Annotated in this window: 9 protein-coding genes; 5 read left to right on the top strand and 4 right to left on the bottom strand. The window is 57.2% G+C overall.

Going from position 1 to position 26,586, the window contains the following annotated elements; all coding sequences use genetic code 11:
• Positions 1–84: 84 nt before the first annotated feature.
• The 3 genes from R8377_RS01980 to R8377_RS01970 all read right to left on the bottom strand — a co-directional run bounded on the left by R8377_RS01980 (position 85) and on the right by R8377_RS01970 (position 9,700).
• Entirely contained in the window at positions 85–4,416 is a 4,332-nt protein-coding gene (locus tag R8377_RS01980; RefSeq protein WP_317643292.1) for a UvrD-helicase domain-containing protein, read from the bottom strand.
• Complete coding sequence (locus tag R8377_RS01975; protein ID WP_317643291.1) at positions 4,413–8,819, bottom strand: PD-(D/E)XK nuclease family protein; 4,407 nt, start codon at positions 8,817–8,819, stop codon at positions 4,413–4,415. Before R8377_RS01975 ends, R8377_RS01980 begins: the two co-directional genes overlap by 4 nt.
• Before the next feature lie 116 nt (positions 8,820–8,935).
• Entirely contained in the window at positions 8,936–9,700 is a 765-nt protein-coding gene (locus R8377_RS01970; protein WP_317643290.1) for a tyrosine-protein phosphatase, read from the bottom strand.
• A gap of 204 nt (positions 9,701–9,904) precedes the next feature.
• On the opposite strand from R8377_RS01970, the gene R8377_RS01965 reads away from it, so the two are divergent.
• The 5 genes from R8377_RS01965 (at position 9,905) to R8377_RS01945 (ending at position 22,309) form a co-directional block, all read left to right on the top strand.
• Positions 9,905–11,551, top strand: a complete 1,647-nt coding sequence (locus tag R8377_RS01965; protein ID WP_317643289.1) for a serine/threonine protein kinase — start codon at positions 9,905–9,907, stop codon at positions 11,549–11,551.
• Positions 11,552–11,837: 286 nt separating this feature from the next.
• Complete coding sequence (locus R8377_RS01960; RefSeq protein ID WP_317643288.1) at positions 11,838–17,276, top strand: fibronectin type III domain-containing protein; 5,439 nt, start codon at positions 11,838–11,840, stop codon at positions 17,274–17,276.
• A complete protein-coding gene (locus R8377_RS01955; RefSeq protein WP_317643287.1) occupies positions 17,260–18,480 on the top strand; it encodes an AAA family ATPase in 1,221 nt (406 codons plus the stop codon). The genes R8377_RS01960 and R8377_RS01955 overlap by 17 nt, the downstream gene beginning before the upstream one ends.
• Positions 18,481–18,935: 455 nt before the next feature.
• Positions 18,936–19,730: a DUF58 domain-containing protein gene (locus R8377_RS01950; RefSeq protein ID WP_317643285.1), complete on the top strand. Its 795-nt coding sequence runs from the start codon at positions 18,936–18,938 to the stop codon at positions 19,728–19,730.
• Entirely contained in the window at positions 19,727–22,309 is a 2,583-nt protein-coding gene (locus R8377_RS01945; protein ID WP_317643284.1) for a transglutaminase-like domain-containing protein, read from the top strand. Before R8377_RS01950 ends, R8377_RS01945 begins: the two co-directional genes overlap by 4 nt.
• 73 nt (positions 22,310–22,382) lie before the next feature.
• On the opposite strand, the gene R8377_RS01940 is transcribed toward R8377_RS01945, so the two are convergent.
• Positions 22,383–26,576 carry a DNA-directed RNA polymerase subunit beta' gene (locus R8377_RS01940; RefSeq protein WP_317643283.1) on the bottom strand — a complete coding sequence of 1,398 codons (4,194 nt, stop codon included), beginning with the start codon at positions 26,574–26,576 and terminating at the stop codon, positions 22,383–22,385.
• Between the last annotated feature and the right edge of the window lie 10 nt (positions 26,577–26,586).

The raw sequence follows: 26,586 nt of genomic DNA, 5'->3' as shown, positions 1-26,586 counted from the left end.
GCCGATTCTCTTGCGATGCTCTACCGCTTACTCCCACCCTACGCCGCACGCGTCTGGCACGGCTAGCTGGCGAACCCGTGGACTCTAATCATTGTCGGACTGCTCAGGCAATCCCTGGACCACTTGGGCTTCAATGTCTTGCTCGCTACGAGGGGTCGCGGGAATCAAACGTTGAGAAGCATCGTCTTCACTTACATAGTAAAGACAGGCATCGATAGATTCCAGTGGTATGTTCTCCTTGCGAGAAAGCAGGAGGCGATAGAGGTCGAGTTGGGCCAATTTGAGCTCACGGTCGTGGACGCTCACCGGCCTGTGTCCGGTCTTCCAATCCACGATGGTGAAGCGCTTGGTTGCGTCGCTTGCCTCTATACCCCCAGCGAAGACGGCATCGAGTTTGCCCTTGACTATTTGCCCGGCAACTGCTGCCACGATGGGTCGCTCCACCCACTCGGGCTTACGCTGGGCCCAAGGAGAGAGGGCTAGGCGACGCTCCCAGGTAAGCACGAGCTGGCGGTCGATACGGTTCTCGTCTGGCAGTTGAGTCTGCGGTTGGTCAAGTTCTTTCAGCATTCGCTCCCGCTCGGCCAACTGATCAACTCCTAGGGCCTGCGCGGCCGCTTGGTCTTGCCCCTGAACGTTTACATCGTTGGCAATAGCAGCATCTACACCCTCAGAGGCAGGCTCTTCAACGGCACCACAATCCGCCTGCAACTGCGGCAGTATAAAGTCCGCAGCCCAAGCATGGAAGAGGGTGCCCGCCTGCGCTAAAGGCGACGACACTTGCGGCACCGGGCGCACCACACTTCGCCAGTAACGCCGCTCTTCGGACTCACGCATAGCTCCCGAACGAGCCTGAATGGCAGTCACCGATTGTGCTGACTGCCCTATCACCTGGGCGCCCACCTGTTTCAAAGCCTGAGTATCGCGCACCAGTAAGTCGCCTTGCACACCTAAGCGCCCCGAACCCATATTCAGTAAGCGCTCTGCGTGTGCATATAGAGAGTTGGGTTGGTCAAGCTGCTGGTCTTCCTGAGAGGGATTATGTACATCGTAGTGCAGCTTGCCATTGCTGGCCCGCTCTGCCCGATTCACCTGCTCTGCCGACTTGGCAAGCACCTGTCCTATTTGGTCAGATAGCCCTACTGGCCACAAGGTCGTCCGCTCAGCACTGCCCTCTACATCCAGCTGATCAGCCTCCCCTAAAGCCTGGCTCACTACCGCCCGCTCGTAGTCTTGGGCATGCTCGCCTATAAAACACCCGTGGGGCGTAAATAATTGCCTGCCGTCTTCTAACTGATCGGCTCCAGATTGGCTCTGCCAAGCACTTCCTGCCCTCACCACTTCCGACTGAGCACTCAAGCGAGTCTGCAATTCGCGCCAGAAGTTAGAGGCTTGGTCAAGCACTCGTTCGCGCTCAGACTCCCCCTGCTTCTGCTCCTCGCCTTTGCCACCCTTCGCCTTTTTGCTGTGAGCGGCGGCCTTCTTCTCGTCTTCGCGCAGAAGCAGAGCTGGGCCCAGCTGGCCGGGCTGCTCGCTAAAAGTCAAGAGTAAGTCATGGCGGGCGCGGGTCAGGGCCACGTATGCCAAGCGGCGTTCGTCTTTATGCAAGCGGCGACCGTATTCCTGCCGCTGGCTCAAATAGTCAGGCAGCGCATCAGAAGCAAATACTAGACTTTGTCCATCATCTTCCGAAAGTGAAACGGCGTCGTCTTTGCTAAAACCACTCTCCTGCCGAATCTGACCTAGGGCTTCATCTTCCATCTGCTCAAGGGTCAGGGATGCAAAAGCCTCTTCTGGAGCCAATTGCCCGTCGGCATCATGAGGAAAACGCGGCAAAATTTGAGCGTCTGCCCTCACCGGAACCGGTACAGCAGTAAGGTCTTCAAGCCAAGTATGGGCCGTAGACTCGTAAGGCATAGAGCCGCTAACTTCATCCCAATCCTGCTCGGGGTCAATCTTCAAATGGTCGCCCTGACTGCTGGGGAATACGCCTTTTTTCATACCGACGACGGCCACAGCATCCCATTCCAAGCCCTTAGCCTGGTGAATGGTCATCAGCACCACATCGGCATGCGCATCCAAGCCCGAAGCAGGCTCGCTAGGGCTCAGCCGCATGGCATCAATCCAAGCCACGAACCCGGCCAAGCTCGCGCCCACCCCTTCGGGCAACTCCTGCACGTAAGCGTCGACCTGACCGAAGAACGCCGCTAGGCTAGCTTTTGCCGAAGAAGCGTCGATAGGGCCCGTAGTAGTACGCATAGCCTGCGATACCACCACATCGATGTCGAGCCCCAGAGCCCGGGCAGCGCCCAACACGGCCTGACGCAAGGGAGCACCGACGTACTCTTGCGCCTGAACCAGCACTTGACCTGCCTTAATGAGGAGGAAACGACCACGGGGGCTGATGCCAGCGGCCTTGCGGCTCTTGAGCAGGTCGGACAGATCGTCTCGAAGGAGTACATCGACCAAAAAAATACTGCCGGGCACTAGGTCGCGATAGTCGCGTACGGCCTTGCTCCAGTCTTTTCCGGTGAGCTTTTCGTCGACTACTCCCGCCTCGACCAAGGCCTGGTATTGACTCTCTTGGTTGAGCTGGGCAGCCAAATTCGAGAGGGCACTCAAGTCAGCAGCGCTCATATTGAAGCGCGGCGAAGCGAGCAGCCGCAAGAGGGAGGCATGGTCGGTGTGGTCGCAAGTCAGGCGCAGGAGGGCCAGTAAGTCCATGATTTCCGGGCGGTCGAAGAGGGCGGAATAACCCACAACTTGCACGCTCAAACCAGCTGCTTCTAGGGCTTCCTGATAGCGCGGCAGGCTGGTCTTGGATCGGAAGAGCACGGCCACATGGGGGGCACCCTTGTCGAAACCCGCTTCGTCGCACTGGCCATAACGGGCTTTGGCTTCGGTTGCAAAGCGGACTACGCCGTCGACTTCTTGGCCTAAGGTCTGGTATCCCAAGAGTCCGAGAGTACCTTGGTCAGCATCTTCGCGAGTGCTCAGTTCTTTTACCGACACCTCCTCCAAAAGGGCGCTGGTTGAGGGCTTACCCAGTTCGCTTGCAGCGTTTAAAGGTTCAGTTAAGAAGTTGGCAGCGTCCAAGACAAGATGTGCATTGCGGAAAGTTTGCGAGAGCGTCAAAGGGTCTTGCGGTAAACTACCGAAACTTGCCGTGCCTGCCGCCAAGCCCTGAGCATTGGTATCCATGCCAAACTCGCGCTGGAAGGTCTTAAAAGCGCCCGGCGATGCTCCACGCCAAGCGTAGATAGATTGGTAAGGATCTCCAACTGCTGTAACGGCTGAGCGCCTAGGCCCTGCTTGCGTGGCGAGCGGCTCATCGTAAGGATCCTCCCGGCGCCCCTCCTCGTCTCCCGCTGATTCGGGGTGGAAGATGGCAGCTAAGAGTAGTGCTTGCGTGGTGGAGGTGTCCTGGTATTCGTCCAAAAAGACGTGGGTAAACCGGCGACGGAAGCTGGCACCGATGGCAGGAAAGCGCGTAACCAGCTGGAAAGCAGCCAAGGTAAAGTCGCTGAATTCCGCCATTCCAGCCTGGCGTTTGGCCTCCTGATAATACTGGGCCAGCGTAAGCAGTCTCTCGCGTTTGCGCACCACTTGCCGCAGCTTGTCGACTTGGTAGAGCCGGTAGTCGTGGCGGATGTTCATAAATTCAGCAAACTTGCCTGCTGGTGTCTCCTTGCGCGATTTTACTGCCCGCTTAGGCTTAGATATAGCAGCAACTGTGGGACACTTGCTGGGCACTTGCCCGCCAGCAAGCAGGCTGTCTAATTGAGCTAAAAATGCCGCATCCCAGCTCCGAACGCGTTCTACAGCGTCGTCAAAAGTGGGGCACTCGCGACTAATCATCGCATCAGAGCAGGCGCGAGAAAGTGCCAGCAGCTGGTTGACGGTACTCGTGAAAGCACCCAAAGAGTCATCATCGGAGCCCTCATCTTCGATCGCAGAATCGCCATTCAAAGCCTCTTCAAGGCTCTGCGCAGTGCGAGGAAAGAGTTCGTCGAGGTGGTCTTGAACCACGTTGGCCGCTAGCTGAAAAGCCCCAGCCTCACTCAAGGGCTGCGTGGCCTGATCCATACCCACCAGCAGGCCGTATTGGCGCACAATTGACTGGAAGAAGGCATCGTAAGTGCGCACTTCCGGCTTCAAAAACGCTCGCAAGGAGTCATCGGAATCGCTCTGACCTTGAGATGCAACAGCAGCAGATACACGCGAAAGCAGCTCGGAGGCAGCCTTGTTGGTAAAGGTCAGACCCAAGATTGATTCGGGCGGTATGTTTCGCCTTATGAGCGAGACGATACGGTTGGTCATGGTCATGGTTTTACCCGACCCCGCGCCTGCAATAACCAGTAAGTCGTCGTTAACGGGGGCCTCGATAATGGCCGTTTGTTCGGGAGTAAATTTCATCGCCGATCCTCCATCACTGAGCCAGCCAACTGCAGCCAAGCCGCACACGAACCATTGCTATCTTTTTTCTGGCATCGCTCAGCATCGAAGACCGCATCTTGCAAGCCTGTCGACAGCTTAACGCCGGCCGCAAAGAGCACGCGCGCAATCATCGTTAGAGCCCACAAGCCTTGGTCACCGCTCTGGTTTTGCCTCACGAAATCCCACAATTCCTGACTCACTCCCGGCGGTACCTGCTCGGGCAGAGGGGCGAGTCGGGCTAGCTTATCTACGGTTTTTTGATAGTAGCGAGGTAAATATTCACGATTGAGCTTACCGCCAGCAAACAGAGCGGGCTGGTAGGCGTTTTCTGGGCCGCGAGCAAAGGCGGGCGCCGGTTTGGTAGACACATCAAACAAGACTGCTTGACTTACTGGCTGGGCTGAAGCGAGGCGTTCAACGCTAACCTTGGGAGCCTGAGTTGAGTCCGTATCACTAGCAAAAGCCAATCCGAGCTGGTAGCACACCAGTTGTAAGTCGTTGAACACTTCCGGACCCGAATGCCCCTTCTTACCAGTCTTATAATCCACTAATCGAATATGGGAGACGCCCTGCACACTGCGCTCTTCCAAGCGGTCAATACGGCCCGAAAGCGTGATTGCCGTGTCTGGCCGCAGAGCCTTCGGGAAACCGCCCACAAGGGCAGAAGCAAGAGCAAAGAACTCTTCAGTTTCCAAAGCATGGTCAGGGTAGGTCGCATTCCACACATCCGTAAAGTCAGCTGGCGCAAAGATGGCCTTGAACTGCTGCTCTTGCTCAGCGCGAAGCAACGTACCCACCTCAATAACGGGGTTGCTTTCATGGGCATAATCATCAAGCGAGCTCATCACGAAATAGGATGCGATGTTGCCCACAATCTTGCGCACTTGCGCATCCCTACTGCGTATATCGTAGGCATCTTTAGGGCTTGAAAACTCGGGGAAACCTTGGACTAATTCATGGTAAATGTCCATCATTTTGTCGGTAGCGGCTTCGATAAGTTCCACGTTGCCCACCGCATCGACGCCCAACTTGCCTCGCTCAGGCCGGTCTAAGCCCTGGTTTGCAGCATCTTCGGCTACCTTGTGAATGAGACTGCCGAAGCTCATAGCTACCGAGCTGGGCTGAGGTCCGGTAAATTGGCTGCCCATAGCCCATTCGAGCGGGCAGGCCCAGATATTATCTACCGCCGAGGGCGATAAGGTCACGGCATTAGGCGGTGCGCTGGCAGGAAGTGGCTCCTCGGGCTGAACGACAGCTTGCGTAACTTCTGCCTGGTCTTCGCTCCCCTGCTCATAGAAGAAGGGCCAGTTGGCAGGATTGGCCTCGCTCAGTCCCCGCTTTTGGAGGAGCCTCAAGGTAGCCGCAGCGTCTGCAGCCTCCTCGGCGCTTATCTGCTTGGCACCAACAGCACCAGCGGCGGCCGGTAAGTTCTGCTCCTGCACCGCGTATTGAGCCAGTATCGAACGGGCAGCTGCAACTAAACCGCGCGGCCCCACTTCCAAGCCAGAGAAGCGGCTCACGGCTCCGTCTTGACTGCCAACCTGCGTAAAGTCAGCCTGGCTCATGTCACTCACCCGTTGGAAATGCTCGGGCAGGAAGCCATACACAAAATCAGAGGGCACCGTGTCGTCGTTCCACACAGCCGATATTCTCAGCTCATTCCTAGCACGCGTCAGGGCCATCAACAGGCCTTTTTCTTCTGCGTAGAGCGTGCTGTTCAGGCGCGGATTGTGACCGCCTGCAGCCTCGGGATCACTCTGCCGAATAATGCCGTAAAGCATGAGATCAGCCAGATCTTCAGCTCCGAAGAGGGTATCTCGGGCAGCCAAATTAGGCCAGACTCCCTCTTGCAGGCGGGGCAGCCACACCAGCGGCCAAGAGCCCGCTAGGGAAGCAGCTCCAGCCGGCGTTGTGAGCGTCACGGCTTGCTCGACCGGGCCCACATGCGCCAAGGAGTCGGCCTCGATTTGCATGCCTTGCACTTGGGCCAGAAAATCGTTGACATCGATGAAAGTTTGCGAGGATTGCGCGAATTGGAAGAGGCGCATCATAGCATCCAGGCGGTCGTTGGCCTGCTCACCCTCCTGCGATGCTTCGAGCGACTTGGCTTGCCAGTCATCTGCTTTACCCGCCGCCTTCCAGGCCTCCCAAAGCGCATAGGCTGGCTCGCTCGTTCCCAATAATGCCAGGCCCTGAGCGCAGGCCTCTATTACTTTGAGCGCATGCTGCAAGGCACTTACATCTGGGTCTTTGGTGCGAGCGCGGGCTATGGATTCCACACTCTCTAGGAAGCTTGCACGCAAGTCATCCTGAGAAGACGATGCTTCCCCCTCAGATTCACCCTCAGCCCGGTGAATGAGCAGGAAATACAAGGCATCCGTAGTCAGTCTTGTGTCTGCTGGTGCGGGCGAGGCCTGTCCGCCCAGCAGCGAATCATCAACGCTGATACCACTAATGGCCTGTGCCTGCCGGCGAGAGCGCTCCTGCTTGCTCACATAATCCTGCCATGCCGTCTGCAAATGACTAAAAGCGGTAATCGATGTACTCGTACTCTGCGCAGGCATCTGGGCCTGGTCTTGCGCACTTTGCCCGATGCGCGCTAAGGACTTGGCCATAGTGAGCACTGTTTCGATACGCTCCACTCGCGCCGGTCTACGCCCCTGAGCGTTGGGCAGTATCGCTTCGATAAGTGGGCTCGCCAGCAGGGTGTTGAAGCGTTGGTGCATCCACCGGGCTTGAGCTGCTGCCGGAAGGTCAGCCAGAGCCGGACTGCAACCGTTGCGGGCTTGGGCCAATTCGAGCAGGGCAAACAGACCTTGGACGCTGGGCTCATCTTTAAGGGGGCGATCGATGGAGGAATAGCGCACCGGCACGCCTTCTGCACGCAGCTTTTGCCCGATAGCATGCACGGTCGCGTTGTCGTGGGCAATGACCGCCATATCGTTCCACTGCCAGTGCTGGGTAAGGTATTCGTGCTTGATTTGCCAGATGAGGTCGTCTTCCTCTTGGTCTGGCGTATGGAAGAGCCGCGTGGAAACGGTACCGTCTGCAAGGAGGGCGTCGTCAGCATCTAAGGCAGTGATGGGGGTCGTTGCAGGCCAATGAGGCATCTTGCCAGGGCGATCAAAGAGGGCTTGAGCCTGGTCATCTTCGTTGCGAATACTAAGGCTCACCCGGGCTGCGAGGAGGTCGGCATAGGAAGCGGGCACATTATCTACATCTGCCGAATGTGACTCATTGCTGCCGGTCTGGGCAGAGCAGGCGATGGGGCGGTATGGCAGTTGGAAGCAGACCGCACCCAAGCAACCAAGAGCAGGCGGCAGTAAGGCCGGTCGCGCAGACGCGAGGTCACCATTTTCTTGCGAGGCCAGCGGCACTTGCTCTATGCGCGCAGCCAAGAACTCGGGATAGGAACCGCGGAAAGTCTGCACTGATTCATCTGCATTGCCCACCATAATCAAGCGGGTACCTTGGGCGTTGAGGGCTTGAATAAAGCCCATTCCAGCCATCGTTAAATCCTGCCAGTCGTCAATCACCAGCAGTTGGGGCAGAGCAATCTCGCTGTGGGCTTCAATCGCTTGGCAGGCCACAATCAGCAGCATAGAGGGGTCTAAGCGATACTCGCCAGGGTATGCAACGCGAATCTGCTCAGCGTATTCCTTCCAGAGCGCGAAAGCCAGTCGCCACTGAAGATTGAGTCGGTCGTGGGCATCGAGGTCGAGCTCCTGGCGGCTCAGAGCGTTCAGCACCGGGTCTTGGTCAAGCGGATCCAATCCCAGCTCAATCATGCGGGCCAACATGTCTCGCAACTGGGCAATAAATTCGTCGTCTATCTGGTCAGCTAAGCCTTGCTGGTCGCTGCTGCCCTGGGCCTTGGTCACTACTCCAGCCCAACCGAGCTCACTGGCAAAGTATCGTTGCAACAACTGGCAGGATGAGCAATCATCTCCGGCTTGCACGTGGGCAATATGTTGGGCCATAACGGCGCGCAAGAGGGCATCTTGCTCAGCACCGTTAAGCAGCTTGGGCAAAGCATGGTCGGGCAGTAGTTGACAGTAAGCGCTCAGGAGTTGAAAAGCTAAGGCCTGCAAGGTTCCCACCGGGCGGGTTTGGCCCGAGACTTTCAGATGGGATATAACTTGGCGGCTGAGCTTATCGGCAGCATGTCTGCCCGAGACTAGCAGCCTGGCGCCGCCATCGCCGTAGCGTTCGAGACCAAGCAGCAGAGCGCGGGTTGCGAACGTGGTCTTGCCCGAGCGAGGCGGACCAGCCAAACACAAGACACCACAAGGGCTCCCGTCTTCGCGCAGGAGGCTTCCATCCATCAGCTGGACCACGGCCTCAAGGGCCTGTTCGCTGTCTATGTGCCTAGCTTGTGTCATACCTATCAGCCTAGAATCTGGTCTAGTCCGCAGCCCAGCTGCCAGCGAACGCAAGGCCTGAGCATCTACAATGCCCGACTCACACTCAAAAAAGACTTTGAATTCAGCCGAGTGCTTTACTGAGCGCGCAGGACTTTACGAATAGTGTCGATGTCTTCCTGGCTGCCGCCGTGAGCCAGAATGAAATCAGCCACGCTGCCGTATGTGCTCTCAACCTTGTCAAGGGTTTCGCGAATGAGTTCGGGAGGCGTAATCACCATCATGGGCTTAATCGAATCGGGCACAGTGACGCCCGCGCTCTCAATCGCAGCTAGCATGTTGGCCTCCCAGGTACCGCTCAAATTGGCCTGAGAGGAGGCATAATCGGCGATAACCTGTTCGCGGTCAGCTCCGGCAATCGTCAGAATGAACGCCACTGAAGTGCCCGTACGATCCTTGCCTGCCGAGCAGTGAATGAGCGTGCCCTTGCCCTGTTCTGCGGCCTGAGCGGTGCGGTGCACTATGTTGGCGTAGTCTTCACCATTTTCCGCAATCAACGTCATATAAGTCTGATGGAGGAGTTCGGCCGCGTTTTTGTGTGCCTGCTCGCGCGATTGTATGTCGCTCTCATTCTCGGGCATTGAGCCGCCCAGCATGGGAATGTGCACGTTCTCAATGCCCGCAAGCTCAGGGTCGGGCAGCATCTGTGTCTCTTCGTCAGAGCGCAGGTCCAAGACGAGGCCTACCGGCGAATCTTCCATCTCATGCTTGCCCTGCTCGCTCAAACCAGCCAAAGCTTCGGAACGGAAGAGTATCCCGGGAGCAATATGCCCGCTTTCGGTTGCCATTCCGCCCAAGTCGCGGAAGTTATACAGACCATCGATATGGTTGACTTTGTCCATTATGTCCTCTTTTACTTATCCTCACAGCCCGCGAGAGCTAGAGAGTCGCGCCAATCACCGGTAATAGAGCTACTCTACACCGCCCTGTCACGCAGACAGCACACGCCAAAGCTCTTCGCTCAGGCCAGATACTCCGCCCTCTCGCATAGAATGCGATTACTAGATGTTCCTTAAAGAATGACAGCGGCAGCAGGAGGTGAGAGCTTGTCAGAGATACCCCCGGCTCCCACTCACCCACGGGCGCCCCATATCCGCAATATGCACTACATACGACCTCTTGGCTCAGGCGGCACCTGCTGGGTCTACCTCTACCAGCAAGCTGAGCCCCAGCGCAATGTAGCCGTCAAGGTCTCCAAGCAGCGCGCTAGCCATAGTTCGCACGAGCTTTTCCTTAAAGAAGCCACCTTCATGGCCCGCTTGTCTGAGCACCCCTCAATTTTGAGCATTTACTCGGCCGGAGTGAGCCGAGACGGGCGCGATTACATTGTGATGGAGTACGCCCCGGGCGGCAATTATAAGCGCATTATGAAAACGACCCGTCTGAGTGAGCAGGAGGCGCTTGACTTAGGAGTGCGCATCGCGTCGGCCCTATACACAGCTCACCAGCAGGGCATTATTCATCGCGACGTAAAACCGGGCAACGTGCTCGTCACTGCCGACCAGCAGCCAGTTTTAGCTGACTTTGGCATTTCCGCTTCCACTTATCAAGCTTCGCAGGCCAAGGGTCTTTCGATTCCCTGGGCCGCGCCCGAGATTATTGCCCACAAGTCCGGCGGCTCCGAGTCCTCCGACATTTACTCCTTGGGAGCCACACTTTTCGGTCTGCTGACGGGGAAGTCTCCTTACGAATACGGTTTTCAGGTGCACAGCGAACATGAGTTGTCGCACACCATCATGACCCAAGAGCCTCCTAGGCTGCGCAAGGGTGAGGCCAGCGAAGATTTTGAACGTGTCTTGCGTAAAGCCATGGCCCACAGCCGGGAGGAACGCTACTTTTCTGCCCTTGATTTTGCCCGAGATATGCAGGTGTTGCAGGCCCGCTTGTATGGGAAGATGACGCCGCTTATTGCCAACGATACTGACTTCTATCCCACCAGCGAAGAGTTGGGTATGAGTGGGCGAATGGTAGAGGCGGAAGAAGGCTACGAGGAGATCCCCGAAGAAAATGTAGCACTCGAATCAAGCAGTCAGGCTCCACGCCCACCGGAAGGAGCGTCTGGCCGTAGCCTGCCAGCGCCCCAGCCACCGACCGCTCCCAGCAGGCTACGGAGCATTGGCAGCAGTGAACGCCAGCTGCCTCCGCCTCCGAAGCTGACCATGCAACAAGCGGCCGAGAACCCCAATTCGCGCGCAACTTTCCAGGTTAGTGGCAATCGACTCACGGGTCGCGAGATGGCTACGGGCAAGCAGCAGCAGATTCTTGTGGCCACCATATCCGCCCTGCTCGCAATCGTTCTAGCGGTGGGCTTGGGCTGGGTTGCTTGGAGGCATGTTGATAGCGTCGGTACTGCGCGCCAGCAAACTACTTCGCCGCATTCTTTCTCGAACTCTGCTGCTAGCTCTGAGCCAGTTCCGGAACTGACAAACGGGGAAGGCCATTGGGAGGGAGACTACGCAGTCTTTACCTGGACCAATCCCAAGCCCAAGCCCGGCGACAGCTATCTATGGCAGCGCTCCCAACCCGGAGCTCAGGGCAAGGTCGATAACTGGCAGCAGGCCCAGCAGGTGAAGCAAGCGAATGTGAGTGTCGTCCAAGATTCAGGCGAACAAACATGCATTCAAGTGGCCCTTATGCGAGCCGATAAGCGCATTGCAGCGCAGGCGACCACGATTTGCTTGGCCCGCCCCTAGCTAGCTGTTTCCATTTTGCTGCCGCATTAGTTTGTCTATTGCGCATTTTTCGTAATCCCATTTTGGGTGCACTTATGCCTTTTTATATCTACATTGTGAGACAAATCATTCCAAATCGGCCGTATTCTTTTTCGTTTTTAGCCCGTCAGTAAGACTCAGACACATTCGACCACAGGCCTTTTTCGATACTGCTTTCACATTCGACCACATTGCCCGTTTGAGCATGACCCTTGCGCTCGCATGCCCTAGCCTTAACTCCCAAGACATAGTGATATCAGGAGGACGAGTGAGCACCATCAGAGGCAACCGCCGGAAGCAAAACCAGCATTATCAAACGAAGAATTCTGCAATAAGCGCCAGCAAGCTGAGTTCGTGGGCGCAGCTGGGGCTCGCCGTTCTCGCAGTTATTGGCGTCAGTATTGCCGCTATCGTTGTGCGCACAGTAAGCCAGGAGCGCACTATTGTCGACGACGGCACGGTCTGGGTGGCCTCTGCTAGCGAGCGCAAGCTGGCACGCTTTAATCCGCGCATTAGCGAAACCGATGCCGTGATTCCCGCCCCTGCCCAAACCAGCGAACTTGACCTAACGCAATCAGGCAACACTACCCTCATGAAGACCGGCCGCACGCTAACTAGTATCGACCCAACCCTCCTCTCCCCTGCCCAATCCATCGAAACTCCCGAGGGCTTGCAAGCACTGATAGGCGGCGAAAGTCTGGCCTTATTCGACAGGCACAGCGGCAGGGTTTGGACCAGATCCAGCACTGCGCCCCTGCCCAACCTCCAAGCAGAAGAGCCCTCCTTGCGCTTGGGACAGGGAGGAGCTATCGGCGTAGATACCGGCGGTATTTTATATGGTTTTCGTTCCCATGATGGCTCTGTAATTCGCATGGACCGACCACAGGGCAAGGCTTTTCAAACTTTGGACTCCATCACTGGCGGACACCCCTTGCGGGCCGACGCTTTGGCCATAGTCGGTAGCAGGGTGCTTGTTCTCTCAGACCGCACACTCTACTGGGATGCTGGCAAACTGACCCTGCCCGGCAAGGGGTCGCTGCGCTTGCAAGCCTCTCCCGTCGATAGTCTCCAAAGCGAAACTTGGGCCGCAGTGGCCCACGAAGGCGGCCTCTATCTGATAAACCTCGACCGGCCTACTGATGAGCCGCAGTCGATAGTTAGCGGAGGCAGCGGTAAGCCAGCGCAGCCCGTCTCTTCTGGCGGATGCTGGTGGGCTGCTTGGGCCAGTACCGCCCGTAATTTCACCCGCTTATGCACGGCAGACCAGGAGGAATCGCCTAAACCGCAAGCCAAGCAGGGTGGTAAGGCACTCCCCCAGGCAGAGCAAGCGGGCTTGGATTCCCGAGTGCAGACGTTGGGGTCCATCAGTCCGGAATCGCAGCTAGTCTTTCGCACCAATAAGCGGCAGGTGGTCTTAAATGATGTAACTGTCGGCTCTATGTGGAATCCACTCAAATCTACGCATGCGATAGGCATGAGCTGGCAGCAGAGCTCCGTGCGCCCTGCCAGCGAGCGCACAAGCAACAGCAGAGCCGATAACGGAGGGCAGCTTATGCGCGACTGCGCCAAGCAAACAGGCGAGATTGAGGCCCAAGATGACGAGTTCAGCATGCGCGCCGGCTCAAGGGCCATCCTTGCCCCTTTAGCCAATGATGCGCAGTCTGGTTGCCTCATATCGAGCCTGACCCAAGTAAGCAGCAGCAACAAACGGCTGGGTCTCACACCGGTAGCAGACAATCGCAAGCTCCAAGTCGACGCATCGCAGGTCGAGGAGGGCAGCGTTCGTATCAGTTACAGCATCAGCGACGGGCGGGGGAAGAGTTCCACCGCTTCGATTAGCCTGACCCTGCTAGATAAGTCCAGCAACCAGCCGCCGGCCCTCCTCCAGCAGCAACGGCCTTGCGAGCTCGAAGCCGGTGGCAGTGCAGACTTCAACGCTTTAGAGGGATTCGTGGACCCAGACTCAGACCCGCTCTTCCTTACCGGCGCACGCAGTCTTGGCGGCGAAGCGGTTTCGCTCAGCGCCCGCGAAGACGGCAAACTGCGCCTTCATGCTAACGAGTCAGCCAGCGGTCAAGTACCCATCGAGGCCACCGCCAGCGACGGACAGGCTCAGGCCAGCAGTATCGTCAACTGTACGATTGCGCCAGCGCACACCCTGCCCGCACAAGCTGACCCTCTCATACGCTCCATGCAAGTAGGACAGCCGCTCAATATCGACCTCTCCTCGGCCATTCACGGCAGCTCAGATGCGGCCGTAAAACTTCTAGAAGTGCCCTCTCCTCCAGAGCTAAGCATCACTACCGACAGCGACCGGCTCAGTCTCAAGGTCGAAGCTCGAAGCGTCGGCACTTACTATCTGCCCTATCGAATCGCGCAGGCAGAGCAGGAATCTCAAGGCCTCTTGCGGCTCCAAGTCAGCAAGCCAGCTCGCAATTCCGCCAAGCCCATCACTGCCGACGATACTGCAGTGTTCAACTCAGCTGGTCAGGCTCGCATAGACCCGCTCGCCAACGACAGCAACCCCCAAGGTGGGCCGCTCGCCCTCAGCTCTTGGTCTGCCGAGGGAGCTCAGCCAGTAAGGGCAATCATAGTTGACCACCGCTTCCTGCAAGTGCAAGCTCCGCAAAGCCTCAACCGCCCAATCGCTCTCAGCTATGAGGCCAGCAATAGCGCCGGAAGCAGTAAGGGCCAGATTCGAATCCTGCCACCCATCCAATCTGCCTCGAAACCCGGCTTAAGCGCCCCCAACCTGCAAGCGGAAGTCAAGGCGGGCAGCAAAGTGAGCATACCCATACTCAGCCGCATCAGCAGTGAGCGCGGCGACCGCCTCAAGCTCTCCCCCAAGCTCGAACCACAGCCCGGCAGCCTCAGCAATTTTGCTTTTATCTCAGGTTCAAGCGTGCGCTATTGGGCGGGTAATGAGCCTGGTCAGGCACGCTTGCTCTATCGAATCAGCGACTCCCAAGGGCAGAGCGCAACTGGTGTCATTACAGTACAGGTCAATGCCTCGCAAGCAGCGAGCTCACAGCCTTTAGCACTCTCGCCAGTTGAGAGCCAAACAGTGGCCGGCGCTCAAACCAAGGTTGCTATCGATATACAAACGCCCGAAATGCAAGGCGAAGAGTGGAGGTTGGCAGGGATAGGTTCACAATTTCCGCAGCTAGGGCGGATTCGCCAAGTTGGGCCGAACTTCCTGCAATACGAAGCGTATTCAAACGACCACGGTATTGATGATTTTACCTACCTTTTACGCGGTAAACATGGGCAGCAAGCTGAGGGCCAGATTCGCATGGCGGTGACAGCTGGGCAGGCAGGATCTAATCTGATGGCCCGAGACGACGACATACAACTGAGGCCCAATACGCCCGTAAGCGTCCCCGTACTTGCCAACGATGTAAGTGAAAATGGGCAGAATCTGACCCTAGATCACAAACTCGAACTCAACGGTGTAGACAAGGTCAACGTAAGTGATCACGCCATCTCACTGACCAGCCCTGCGAGCGCCGGAAGCTCCTTCATCAGATACCGGGCTCGCAACGAATCGGGAGCAACCAGCCAAGCCAACCTACGTATCGTTACCAATCCCCAAGCCGAGATTGAACCGCCGATGGCTGCCGACTACTGGCTCACTCCCGCCCAAGCGCAAGGCCGGCAGCAGGTGAGTATCGACCTAGCCCCCGCCATTGGCAATCCTTCCGGGCCAGCGAGCGACCTCCAATTGGGGCTCAACCCTACTGCCAGCGCACCGCAAGGCCAGCCAACAGGACCAGTCGGCTCCTCCCGGCTCACCCTCGAATTAGGCGAACAGCCGCGCACTGTCGCATACACCGTAAGCAACACCCGCCACGGACTAACCTCTACTGCTTGTGTATACCTACCGGCCCAGGGAGACTTTCCACCTAGTCTTAAGGAGGGAGTTACACCACTCAAAGTGCAGACAGGAGTAAGGACGCTTATTCCTATCTCAGATTACCTGACCGTTCGGCCGGGCAGTTCAGCTTCAATTCTTTCAGCCCAAGCGGTTCATGCCAACAAAGCAGACGGCTCTGAGACTTACATCGATACACATACGCTCGCTTTTACTTCCGCCACTAACTATGCGGGCCCAGCAGCCATCAGTTTTACCGCAACAGACAGTGATACCGACCACTCACCAGCCCATACGGCAGTAGTCACCATACCCATCGAGGTAAGCGACGGTAAGCCGCCTGCACCTGTTTTTACCCCGCCAGTTCTGGATGTAGAAGCCGGAGCTCCCGAGCAGGAGATTTCATTGCGGCCCTTCCTCAGCACCCACTCAGCAGAGCAAGCGCGCAAACTGAGCTTTTCCAGCCACAACCTTAGCAAGCCCCTATCAGCCAGCCTCAACCAGCAAGGCATCCTAAAACTCCACGCGGCCGCCAGCTCTAGCATTGGCAGTAGCGCTAGCCTGCCTTTACGCATTACTTACCCAGGAGGGCAAATTCAGGCTACGCTCACACTTCGAATTATAGCCAGTAGGCGGCCCCTGGCCCAGATTCCCGAGCGTAGGCTGAGCTTAGCTGCCGGGAGCAGCAGACGTATCAATGCTCTGGAAGGTGCCTTCAACCCCTTCCCCAACCAGGCCCTACGTGTCAGTAGCGTCGTAAGCACTTCGCCAGGTTTGAGTGCGAGCATTCAGAGCGAGGGATGGGTACAGATTCGCTCCGATGCTGTGGGCGATGCCGTGAGCGGACAACTGGTGCTCGCCATTGCAGATGCCAGCGGAGCCAAGGAGCGGGAGGTGAGAACCAGCATATTAGTGGACTTTATCAACTATCCCTTGCCGCCTAGTCTGATAGCATCGAGCTTACAAGCTGGAGACGGACAGGTGAGCGTGAGCTGGCAACCGAGCGCCCCGCGCGGCTCAGCCATTACCCTCTACCAGCTGGTGAGCATTAGTAACCACGGCCAAGTCAGCCAAGATTGCGATCAAGCCACGAGCTGCACCCTACACGGTCTGAGCAATGGCAGCGATTACAGCCTTAGGGTCCGGGCCCGTAACGCGGTGGGATGGTCTGAGTTTTCAGCCCCACTGGCCGCCAGACCCGATACCAAACCGGCCCCGCCCAGCAATCTGCGTATTGACGGCAGCAAGCAAGAAACCCTGCATATTGCTTGGGATCCACCCGCTAACTCAGGCAGCCGAATTGCCGGATATACGCTCGAAGCCAGCGGACCGGGCTGCGGTTCCAGTAGGGGGCGCACGCCGCAGTCTACGCAGGCCACACTCACCGTACCCCACAGTTCTGCCGGTCAGATTTGCACCGTAAGCGTGAGTGCCGTTAATCAGGCAGGTCAAGGCCCGCCAGCGAGCGCGATTGGCTCCACTTGGTCTTCTCCAGATGCCCCAGTCTTTGAAAGCATCACCCAAAAGCCCGGCAGCAAGCAGCCAGCGAGGATTGAGGTGAGATTGCGGCCAGGAAGTTTGCACGGACATCCCTGCTCGGCAGTAGACCTCAGACTGGCTGACGTAAGTGGCGAGCAGTTCGCAACTTCCTTTCCTTGCAATCAGTCGGGCGCGAGCGTGAGCGGAGAACTGACCATACCGCAGCAATTCGCGGGGCGCTCGCTCACCTTCGAGGCCGTGACTCGGGCGCAAGGGCCGGCAGATTCCAACACATCAGCTACAGCCCGCGCCGTATATACCTTAGAGAGGATTTCCGAACATGAACGCAGTCGTTAACGACCAGACCGCGCTAGCAGATAGAACCAAACTGCCAGCAGATAGTTCAGCATTGGCTGATGCCACTTCCGCCATCACGGACCAGACCCGCCTGCCCAGCCGGATGCCAAATGTTAGCGCTGCCGATGACACCCGCTTGCCAGTTCGCCCACCCAAGGTAGCCAAGCAGCAGACGGTAGCCAAGGTGCCTAGATTACACACTCAACCTGCGACTGCAAGGCCTGAGCTCGCAAACAATACCCAGTCTTCTCAGCCATCTAGCAGCCTTCAAGGAGCCTTCGAACGCTTAGAAGAGTCCGTGAGTCGGGTCATCGTGGGCAAAAGCCTAGCTATTCGCTTATGCTTAACCGCTGCCTTCGCTGGAGGGCATATCTTATTGGAAGACCAGCCAGGTACCGGAAAAACGCAGCTGGCTCGTGCCCTCAGCCAGAGCCTAGGCCTAGACCACAAGCGGATGCAGTTCACTCCCGACCTCCTGCCCTCCGACCTGCTGGGCGTCACCATATACCAGCAAACTAGCAAGCGCTGGAGCTTCCGGCCCGGCCCTGTTTTTACGCAAGTTCTCTTGGCCGACGAAATCAACCGAGCCTCGCCCAAAGTACAGTCAGCCCTATTAGAGGTTATGGAAGAAGGTCAGGTCACGCTTGACGGCCACACCCGAGCCCTAGCAGGCCCTTTCATCGTTGTAGCAACTCAAAATGACAGCAGCCAATTGGGCACATACCCGCTGCCTGAGGCTCAGTTAGACCGCTTTCTTATCAGCACCAGCCTGGGAGACCCCGGCCATGAGGCCAGCCTAGAGATTCTCACTCAAGCGGGGAAGGAAAACAATGCTCAAGCGCCCGCTAGTTTGGGCACTCAGGCCTTCCAAGAGCTCCAGCAGCAAGCGCGCGCAGTCTACGCGAGCCCCGCCATTCTCGAATATGTAGTGCGCCTGCTTGAGGCCAGTCGCCATAGTGACTTGATTGAGCGAGGCTCCTCAATTCGTGGCGGGCTGGGCATAGTCTCCTGTGCCCGTGTCTGGGCCGGGGCTCAGGGCCGCGATTACGTCATTCCCGACGACGTTCAAGCCTTGCTGCTTCCAGTACTTGCCCACCGCATCACGCTTAGCCCTCAGGCCCGCATAGAAAGAATCAGCAAGCGGGAAGTCTTAGAAGAAGTTAGCGCCTGCGTGCCGGTGCCTCAAGCTGGTGAGTGCACATGATGGCCTCTACGCTGCGGCTTCCCCGCTTTTTGCGGCCGTATTCTGCTTTGAAGCCTGTTCGGCAGCTCAGTTTGCGCTGGCAAGAGATACACCCAAGCCCTCTGGGCTGGGCACTCATCCTACTCACTCCGCTCTCAGCCCTTACATGCTGCTGGTTGGGCTGGCAGGAGTTGAGCGTGATTGCCATCGGCGGCTTAATTCTGCTGACCAGCTCCCTATGCTCGTTATGGAAACCTGTAAAACTGCAAGCCGCTCTTGCCCGCCCACTTCCGCTGCTGAGCACGGGACAAAGCTGTCATCTTGATTATCAAGTCAGTAATACCGGCCGCAGACCCGCCCGGCCCTTGCAAGTGGAGCTGCTGGCAGGTCAAGCGCGGCAGCACATGTGGCTTCCCAGTCTCACGAGCAATGCTGAATGCCAATGTTCTTGTATCTTGCAGGCCGAAAGCCGGGGTGTGAGTACGCTCGGACCACTCGCCATAAGTCTGAGCGATGCTTTGGGCCTCTATAAGCGCAAAGTCAGCCTCATATCCCCTCAACCCCTGATTGTCTGCCCGCAAACAGTGGATCTGCCAACTAACCAAGCAGTACCCCGTTCTGGCACTAATAGCTCGAACAGTTTGACCCCCGCTCAGGCTGGTTTGGAGTTCCACAGTTTACGCGACTATCAGCCGGGCGATGACCTGCGGCAGGTGCACTGGGCAGCCAGCGCCCGTTCCCAGCACTTGTTGATTCGGCTGCCGGAACCCGAGCTAGAACACAGCTCAGTCCTATGGCTATCTACCGCAGCTAGCACTTATACCAACCCAGCTGAGTTTGAGCTCGCAGTAAGTCTCTTAGCATCGATTGGGAAGCGGGAGACAGCCTTAGGAAGAAGGCTGCTAGTACATGCGGGCTCTCTCCCTCATCATTCAGCCGATACAGACGATTGCCTGAAATATTGCAGCACCCTCCGTTTACACAACAATCCAGGGTTATTACAGAGCCAACAGCAGCGCGATAACCCACTGCTTTCATCCTTCAGCCAGTTCTCAACTATCACCCGATGCTACTTTGTTCTCGGTTCGCGAGAGCCCAGGAAGCAACTACTCCAAGCCATGGAAGAGACCGGGTTAGGAAACCAATCAGCCGGCGCGGTCGTTATCATTGCCAGCCTAGGCAGCGAGACCTCTAGTCAGATACTAGCCAGTCTACCTAGTATTCGCATTAGTCGGCTCGAAGAACTCCCGCAACTCTTGGAGGCCTTATGAACATTCAACGACCATCGCACTTACCCCAGCCTCAGGCTCCCCTAGTGAAACTTACCCTAGAACCTAACAAGGATAACCAATCAACAGCTTGTCTGTGCGGACCTGCTGGCAAGCGACAGCAGGTGCTCGCCCTAGCCTTGATAGCTGCCATAAACCTGTGCTCTAGCACCCAATTCATGAGCTTGTACGGCTCTTGGGTCAAGTGCTTGGGACTGGGCTTAGGAGCGAGTTGCGCCGGGATTGCGGCTGCATGTTGCGGCCGTCTGCGAGGCTGGTTCGGGTTGCTTTCGCCCACTTTGGCTCTAGCCGCCCAATTCCTGCTCGGCCCCAGTCTGGCACTCTCTGGCCCTCGCCGCTGGAGTTTCCTGCCTTCGCGGTCTTTACTCGCTCAAGGTTTGCGCGCAACAGCAAGCTCTTGGAAGCTGTTTATCCACTCAGATCTACCCATTACCGAGCCCGCGGACGCTTGGATTGCTCTATGGACTGTCATACTCTGGTCGAGCTTCCTATCGGCTTGGCTGTATTCTGCCGCTCAGCAGGCAGCCCAGCAGACCCAGCTCCTACTCTTATCAGGCTCCCTTCCCTTGGGCACGCTAATTCTATCCTGCCTGTTCACACCCACACAAAACTGGTATTGGGCCGTTCTGGGAGCTATCACCAGCGCAGTTCTGCTCCTGTGGACTTCGTGGGTGACTGGCTTGCGGGCGCCCAAGCAAGCACTCCCCCGTTTGATGTCCATTAGCCTTGCAGGCACTCTCGCCTTCGGCACCACTGCATTGCTACCACTACAACGTGTGAGTCTTCGCGACTTCTATGAGCCTCCCTTATCTCTCACAGCCGTTTCTAGCCCCTTGAGTGACTATCGGGCCTATTACAAGCACTGGCTCAAGGAAGAGCTTTTCCAAGCACAAGGCCTGCCAGCTGATACTCCTGTTCGTCTCGCCGTCATGGACTGCTTCGATGGGCAAGTCTGGGGATTCTCACCCTCCCCAGAGCCTCGGAAGCAAGAGAGCTACCGCCGCCTCAGCTATGACGGCGCTCTGAGCCAGGACAGCAACCATACTCTACCCACAAGCGGCTCCCGCCTTGCAAACGTGCGTTTCTCTTTGAGTCCACAAATGGAAGGACGTTGGCTTCCCTCCATCGGGCAAGCACTCACTTATAGCAACTTTCACGGCATGACTTCAGAGCATATTTATTACAGCCAAGCGCAGGCAGCAGCTCTTACTAATCAAGACTTAGCTGGCCCTGTGTCATATCACGAACGCGCCCGGCTACTTTCAGCTCCCTCCCGGCAAGCCATAGCTGGCAGTCAGGCTCAAAGCATTCAACAAGCAGCACTTACAGGAGCACCAGCCGGGTTAGAGGAAGCAGCCATTCACTACGCTGGGCAAGGACTGGGGCTCACTGACGGGCAGAAGGCCCTCAATATTGCCGACCGCTTACGGCAGGAAGGCTGGTTTTCTCACGGCTTGGCAGGTTCTTACCCCTCGCTTCCTGGGCACGGCTCATATCGCATAGCCAGCATGCTCAAGGCCCAGCCCATGGTGGGAGACAGTGAGCAGTACGCCTCACTCATGGCCCTTCTGGCTCGCCAGAGTGGTCTTCCCTCACGTCTTGTGCTCGGTTTCCTGCCTCAGGCACCACAGGGCAGTATTGACAGCGAACGCACCCCGCCAGCCTCTCAACAAGCCCACAGCAGCTTTCGCGGCAAAGATGCGCAGGCATGGGTAGAAATCAATTTTACCGACCTTGGTTGGGTGGCCTTCTATCCCACGCCTCCGGCCAGCCGGCAGCCACAGCCGCAAGCTCAGCCAGAGCCGGAGACAACGAAATTGCTTCGGCCGCCATCAACAGAACTCGTCCAACCCTTAGTGGAACCAGAAGCGAGTGACCTGAGCTCAGCTGGAGCGGACTCTGCCGGCAGCAATCCCAATCCACCATCCTTTTGGGAGCGACGGGGGCCACTTATCAAACGTATAGGAGTTTTAAGCCTGCCGCTGTGGCTGACAGGCAGCTTGCTAGCAGCTTTGATGTTGCTGCAACGACGGCGTTTATATCGTTATAAACACCTAGGTGACCCAAGAGCACGGATTGAGCGAGGCTGGGCCTACCTTGCTGGGGTGGCTGGTCAACACAACCATCGAGCACTGGGCACGCGCAGTCAGCAGGCACAGTCCATTGCTCAGGCTTACACTCAGCAGCTCAGGCGGCAGCTCAGGCGGCAGGAGCAGCGCCAGGACAAGGCATTCACTGAACTCTGCCACCAACTGAGCCAGGAAGCTGACCAAGCTAGTTTTAGTAGTTCACCCTGTAGCGAAGCCCAGGCCCTGCTGTACTGGCAGCAAATCGAGCAAGCACGAGCGTATCTCATATCTGCCAGCAGCCGAAGCCGCAGATGGAAACTTCGCATCTCGACAAGTCCTATCCCCTCACTTGTAGTCAGGCAAAGAGCAAGGCCTAGCGCAAGTCTCAGCACAAGCACTAGTGCAAGACCGCACCCGCGCCAATCAAGTATGCAAGCGAGCAGACTAGCTCCGTTTGCGCGATCCCCCTCTGCAAAGGTCAGACGATTATAAAGAAGAGGTCCGCCCCAGTATGGACTGGAGCGGACCTCGTCAGTAAACTACGAGAGCCTTTATGAGGCCCTATTTACTCCTCAGCCGAGGAGAAGGAAGCGTCACTGTTGCCGCTAGTGGCAGAGTGGTTTTCCTCGGTCTGGCTGTCGGTAAAACCGGGGTCATTGCTGCCTTGAGTTTCGTCCGAGTCACCAAAAGCACCTTCGGCTAGATCAGCGGCACTTTGAGCTGCTGTCTCACCGTTGGAAGGCAATTCGAGACCGGCGATATCCAGGTTGTCTTGACCGCCCTGATCATTGAGGAAATCATCAGGGTTGAAGTCATCGCCCAGCTTCAAGTCGCCGAAGTCGATGTTGGAGAAGTCCACATCAGCCAAATCAGCATCTGAAAGCTCGCCGTTCTCGTCGCCACCCAGCCCGAAGTTCGGGTAGATGGTGTCGCGAATAGCCTTATCGGGCTCCACCTTAGCGTTGCGGTAACGAGCCAAACCGGTACCGGCCGGAATGAGCTTACCGATGATGACGTTCTCCTTCAAGCCCTTCAGGTCGTCGACCTTCTGACTCAAGGCGGCCTCGGTGAGCACTCGCGTAGTCTCCTGGAAGGAAGCAGCGGAAAGCCAGGAATCCGTGGCCAGCGAAGCCTTGGTAATACCCATGAGCTCGGGGCGACCAGCAGCAGGCTTGCCACCAGCCTTGACGGCCTTGATGTTGGCAGCGCGGAACTTAGCCTGATCGACCAGCTCGCCGGGCAGCAGCTCGGTGTCGCCAGAGTCGATGACCGTCACGCGACGCAGCATCTGGTGAACGATAACCTCGATGTGCTTGTCGTGAATATCCACACCCTGAGAGCGGTACACGGTGTGCACCTCGTCCACGATGTTGACCTGAGCGGCGCGGGGGCCAAGAATCCTCAGAATCTTCTTAGGATCAACAGAACCCTCAATCAGCTGAGTACCAGCTTCAACGTGCTGTCCATCCTTAACCAGCATGGGAGCGCGGCGGGTAACCGGGTAGCTCAAAGGCTCGATAGTGCCGTCGTCTGGGCTCAGCGTGACTAGGCGACCACGGTCAGTGTCCTCAACCTTGATCGTGCCGGGGAACTCCGCAATCGGAGCCTCACCCTTAGGCGTACGGGCTTCGAAGAGCTCGGTAACACGGGGCAGACCCTGGGTGATATCGGATGCCGAAGCCACACCACCGGAGTGGAAGGAACGCAGCGTGAGCTGAGTACCAGGCTCGCCGATGGACTGAGCAGCGACAATACCGACTGCCTCACCCACGTCGACCGGACGCATGGTAGCCAACGACCAGCCGTAGCACTTGGCGCACACGCCGCGAGCGGACTCGCAGGTGAGCACGGAGCGGGCTTTGACCTCTTCAATGCCGTGAGCCACCAAGTCGCGCAGGGTATCCATAGAAAGCGGATCGTTGCGCTTGTAGAGTACGGTCTTGCCGTCCTTAGGATCGATAACATCCTCAGATAGCAGGCGTGAGTATGGACCACCGTCGGCAGCCTTGACCAAGACCAAGTTGCCGTTCTCGTCGCGCTCGCCCACCGTAGTAGCCAAGCCACGCTTAGTGCCGCAGTCTTCCTCGCGCACAATCACGTCTTGAGAGACATCGACCAAACGGCGGGTCAGATAGCCAGACTCTGCGGTACGCAGTGCCGTATCTGCCAGACCCTTACGGGCACCGTGCTGGGAGATGAAGTACTCCAAGACAGACAAACCATCGTGGTAGTTCGACTTGACAGGACGAGGAATAATCTCACCCTTGGGGTTAGCCACCAAGCCTCGCATACCAGCAATCTGACGAATCTGCATCCAGTTACCGCGAGCTCCGGACTGCACCATGATGTTCACGTTGTTGGCATCGTGGAAGTTGTCGCGCATAGCGTCAGCAACCTTATCGGTGCACTCGGTCCAGAGGTTAATGAGCTCTTGTCGGCGCTCTTCCTCAGTCAAGAGACCCATGTCGTACTGAGAGTTGACCTTGTTGGCCTGGTTCTCGTAGTCATTGATGATCTCAGAACGCTCGCCCGGCACCACGATGTCGGAGAAGGCCATGGTAACGCCAGACCAAGGAGCGCGGGTGAAGCCCAAGTCCTTCAAAGCATCCAAGCTAGCAGCCACCTGAGCGGTCGAGTAGCGGGTTGCGATGTCGTCGACGATGCCAGCCAGCTTGCCCTTGGCCACCTGCTCGTTGACGAACGGGTAATCCACAGGCAGGGTGCGATTGAAGAGAATGCGACCATAGTTGGTAGCAAACAGCTTCGTGCCGTCTTTGAAGACCTCTTCCTTGACCACGTCTGGGCTACCGGGCTCAGGGTTGATCACCTTGAGTTCACCGGGCTCCCAATCCTTGGGCATAACGAAATCTTCGGGTACACGCAGGAGAATCTTGGCTTCCATGTCGATCTCGCCCAAGTCCAGAGCCATACGGGCCTCTGCCAGTGAGGAGAAGACGCGGCCCTGACCCTTGGCACCATCTACGACGGTGGTAAGGAAGTACAGACCCAGAATCATATCCTGAGACGGCATGGTCACAGTGTGTCCGTCTGCGGGCTTCAAAATGTTGTCAGAAGCCAGCATAAGCGCGCGAGCCTCGGCCTGAGCTTCGGCAGACAGCGGCAGGTGGACTGCCATCTGATCGCCATCGAAGTCGGCGTTGAAGGCGGCGCAAGCCAGAGGGGGCAGGTGGATAGCCTTACCCTCGACCAAAATCGGTTCGAAGGCCTGAATACCCAAGCGATGCAGCGTAGGTGCGCGGTTGAGCAATACAGGATGCTCGGCGATAACTTCCTCAAGCACGCCCCACACAGCTGCGTCACCACGGTCGACCAAGCGCTTAGCAGACTTCATGTTCTGAGCGTAGTTCAAGTCAACCAAACGCTTAATCACGAAGGGCTTGAAGAGCTCCAGAGCCATAGGCTTAGGCAGACCGCACTGGTGCATACGCAGGGAAGGTCCGACCACAATCACGGAACGACCCGAGTAGTCCACACGCTTACCCAGCAGGTTCTGGCGGAAACGACCCTGCTTGCCCTTAAGCATATCTGCCAAGGACTTGAGCGGGCGGTTGGAAGCACCGGTGACGGGGCGACCGCGGCGGCCGTTGTCGAAGAGCGAGTCCACAGATTCCTGCAGCATACGCTTTTCGTTGTTGAGCATAATCTCAGGCGCGCCCAGCTCAATCAGTCGCTTCAAGCGGTTGTTGCGGTTGATGACGCGTCGGTAGAGGTCGTTCAAATCGGAGGTAGCGAAACGTCCACCATCGAGCTGAACCATAGGACGCAGGTCGGGCGGAATCACCGGGATAGCGTCCAAAACCATAGCTGCCGGATGGTTGCCGGTAGTTAAGAAAGCGTTCACTACCTTCAGACGCTTCAAAGCGCGGGCCTTGCGTTGACCGGAGCCAGTGGCGATTTCCTCGCGAAGCTCCTTAGAAGCAGCTTCCAAGTCAAAAGCCTTCAAGCGCTCCTTTATGGCCTCAGCGCCCATGCAACCATCGAAGTAATCACCATAACGGTCCTGCATTTCGCGCCACAGATCCACGTCGCCTTCCATATCTCCGGGGCGCAAATCCTTGAAGCGGTCAAATACAGAGCTGAGACGCTGAATCTGATCGTCGTAACGCTTGCGAATGTTGGTCATGTCGCGCTCAGCACCGTTACGCAGCCGGCTCTTCATGTTGCCCTTGGCTTCGTCAGAGTTCTCCAGCTCAGCCAAATCCTCTTCCAGCTTCTTGGAGCGCTTGTCGATTTCAACGTCGCGCTTCTTTTCCAGCTGACCAATTTCGTTGTCGAACTCGTCTTGCAGGTCGGGCAGGTCTTGGTGACGCTGATCGTAATCTACCTTGGTGACCATGTAGGCCGCGAAGTAGATAACCTTCTCCAGATCCTTAGGAGCAATGTCGAGCAGGTAGCCCAAACGCGAAGGTACGCCCTTGAAATACCAAATGTGGGTCACGGGCGCAGCCAGCTCAATGTGGCCCATACGCTCGCGGCGCACGCGGGAGCGAGTAACTTCCACACCGCAACGCTCGCAGACGATGCCCTTAAAGCGCACACGCTTGTACTTACCGCAGGCGCACTCCCAATCGCGGGTAGGTCCGAAGATCTGCTCGCCAAAGAGGCCGTCCTTTTCGGGCTTCAAGGTCCTGTAGTTAATGGTTTCAGGTTTCTTGACCTCGCCGTAGCTCCAGCTACGAATATTGTCGGCGGTGGCCAGTCCAATTCTCAGTTTGTCAAATGCATTGACGTCCAACACTATGTTGTCC

Source organism: Bombiscardovia apis, assembly GCF_033095945.1.
GTDB lineage: Bacteria > Actinomycetota > Actinomycetes > Actinomycetales > Bifidobacteriaceae > Bombiscardovia > Bombiscardovia apis.
Note: the sequence above shows the minus strand (reverse complement) of the source record. Positions and strands in the feature narration are given on the sequence as shown.

Coding starts and splice junctions, on each gene's coding strand:
- R8377_RS01970 (WP_317643290.1), bottom strand. CDS start 9,700: ATGGACAAAGTCAACCATATCGATGGTCTGTATAACTTCCGCGACTTG.
- R8377_RS01955 (WP_317643287.1), top strand. CDS start 17,260: ATGAACGCAGTCGTTAACGACCAGACCGCGCTAGCAGATAGAACCAAA.
- R8377_RS01945 (WP_317643284.1), top strand. CDS start 19,727: ATGAACATTCAACGACCATCGCACTTACCCCAGCCTCAGGCTCCCCTA.
- R8377_RS01980 (WP_317643292.1), bottom strand. CDS start 4,416: ATGAAATTTACTCCCGAACAAACGGCCATTATCGAGGCCCCCGTTAAC.
- R8377_RS01975 (WP_317643291.1), bottom strand. CDS start 8,819: ATGACACAAGCTAGGCACATAGACAGCGAACAGGCCCTTGAGGCCGTG.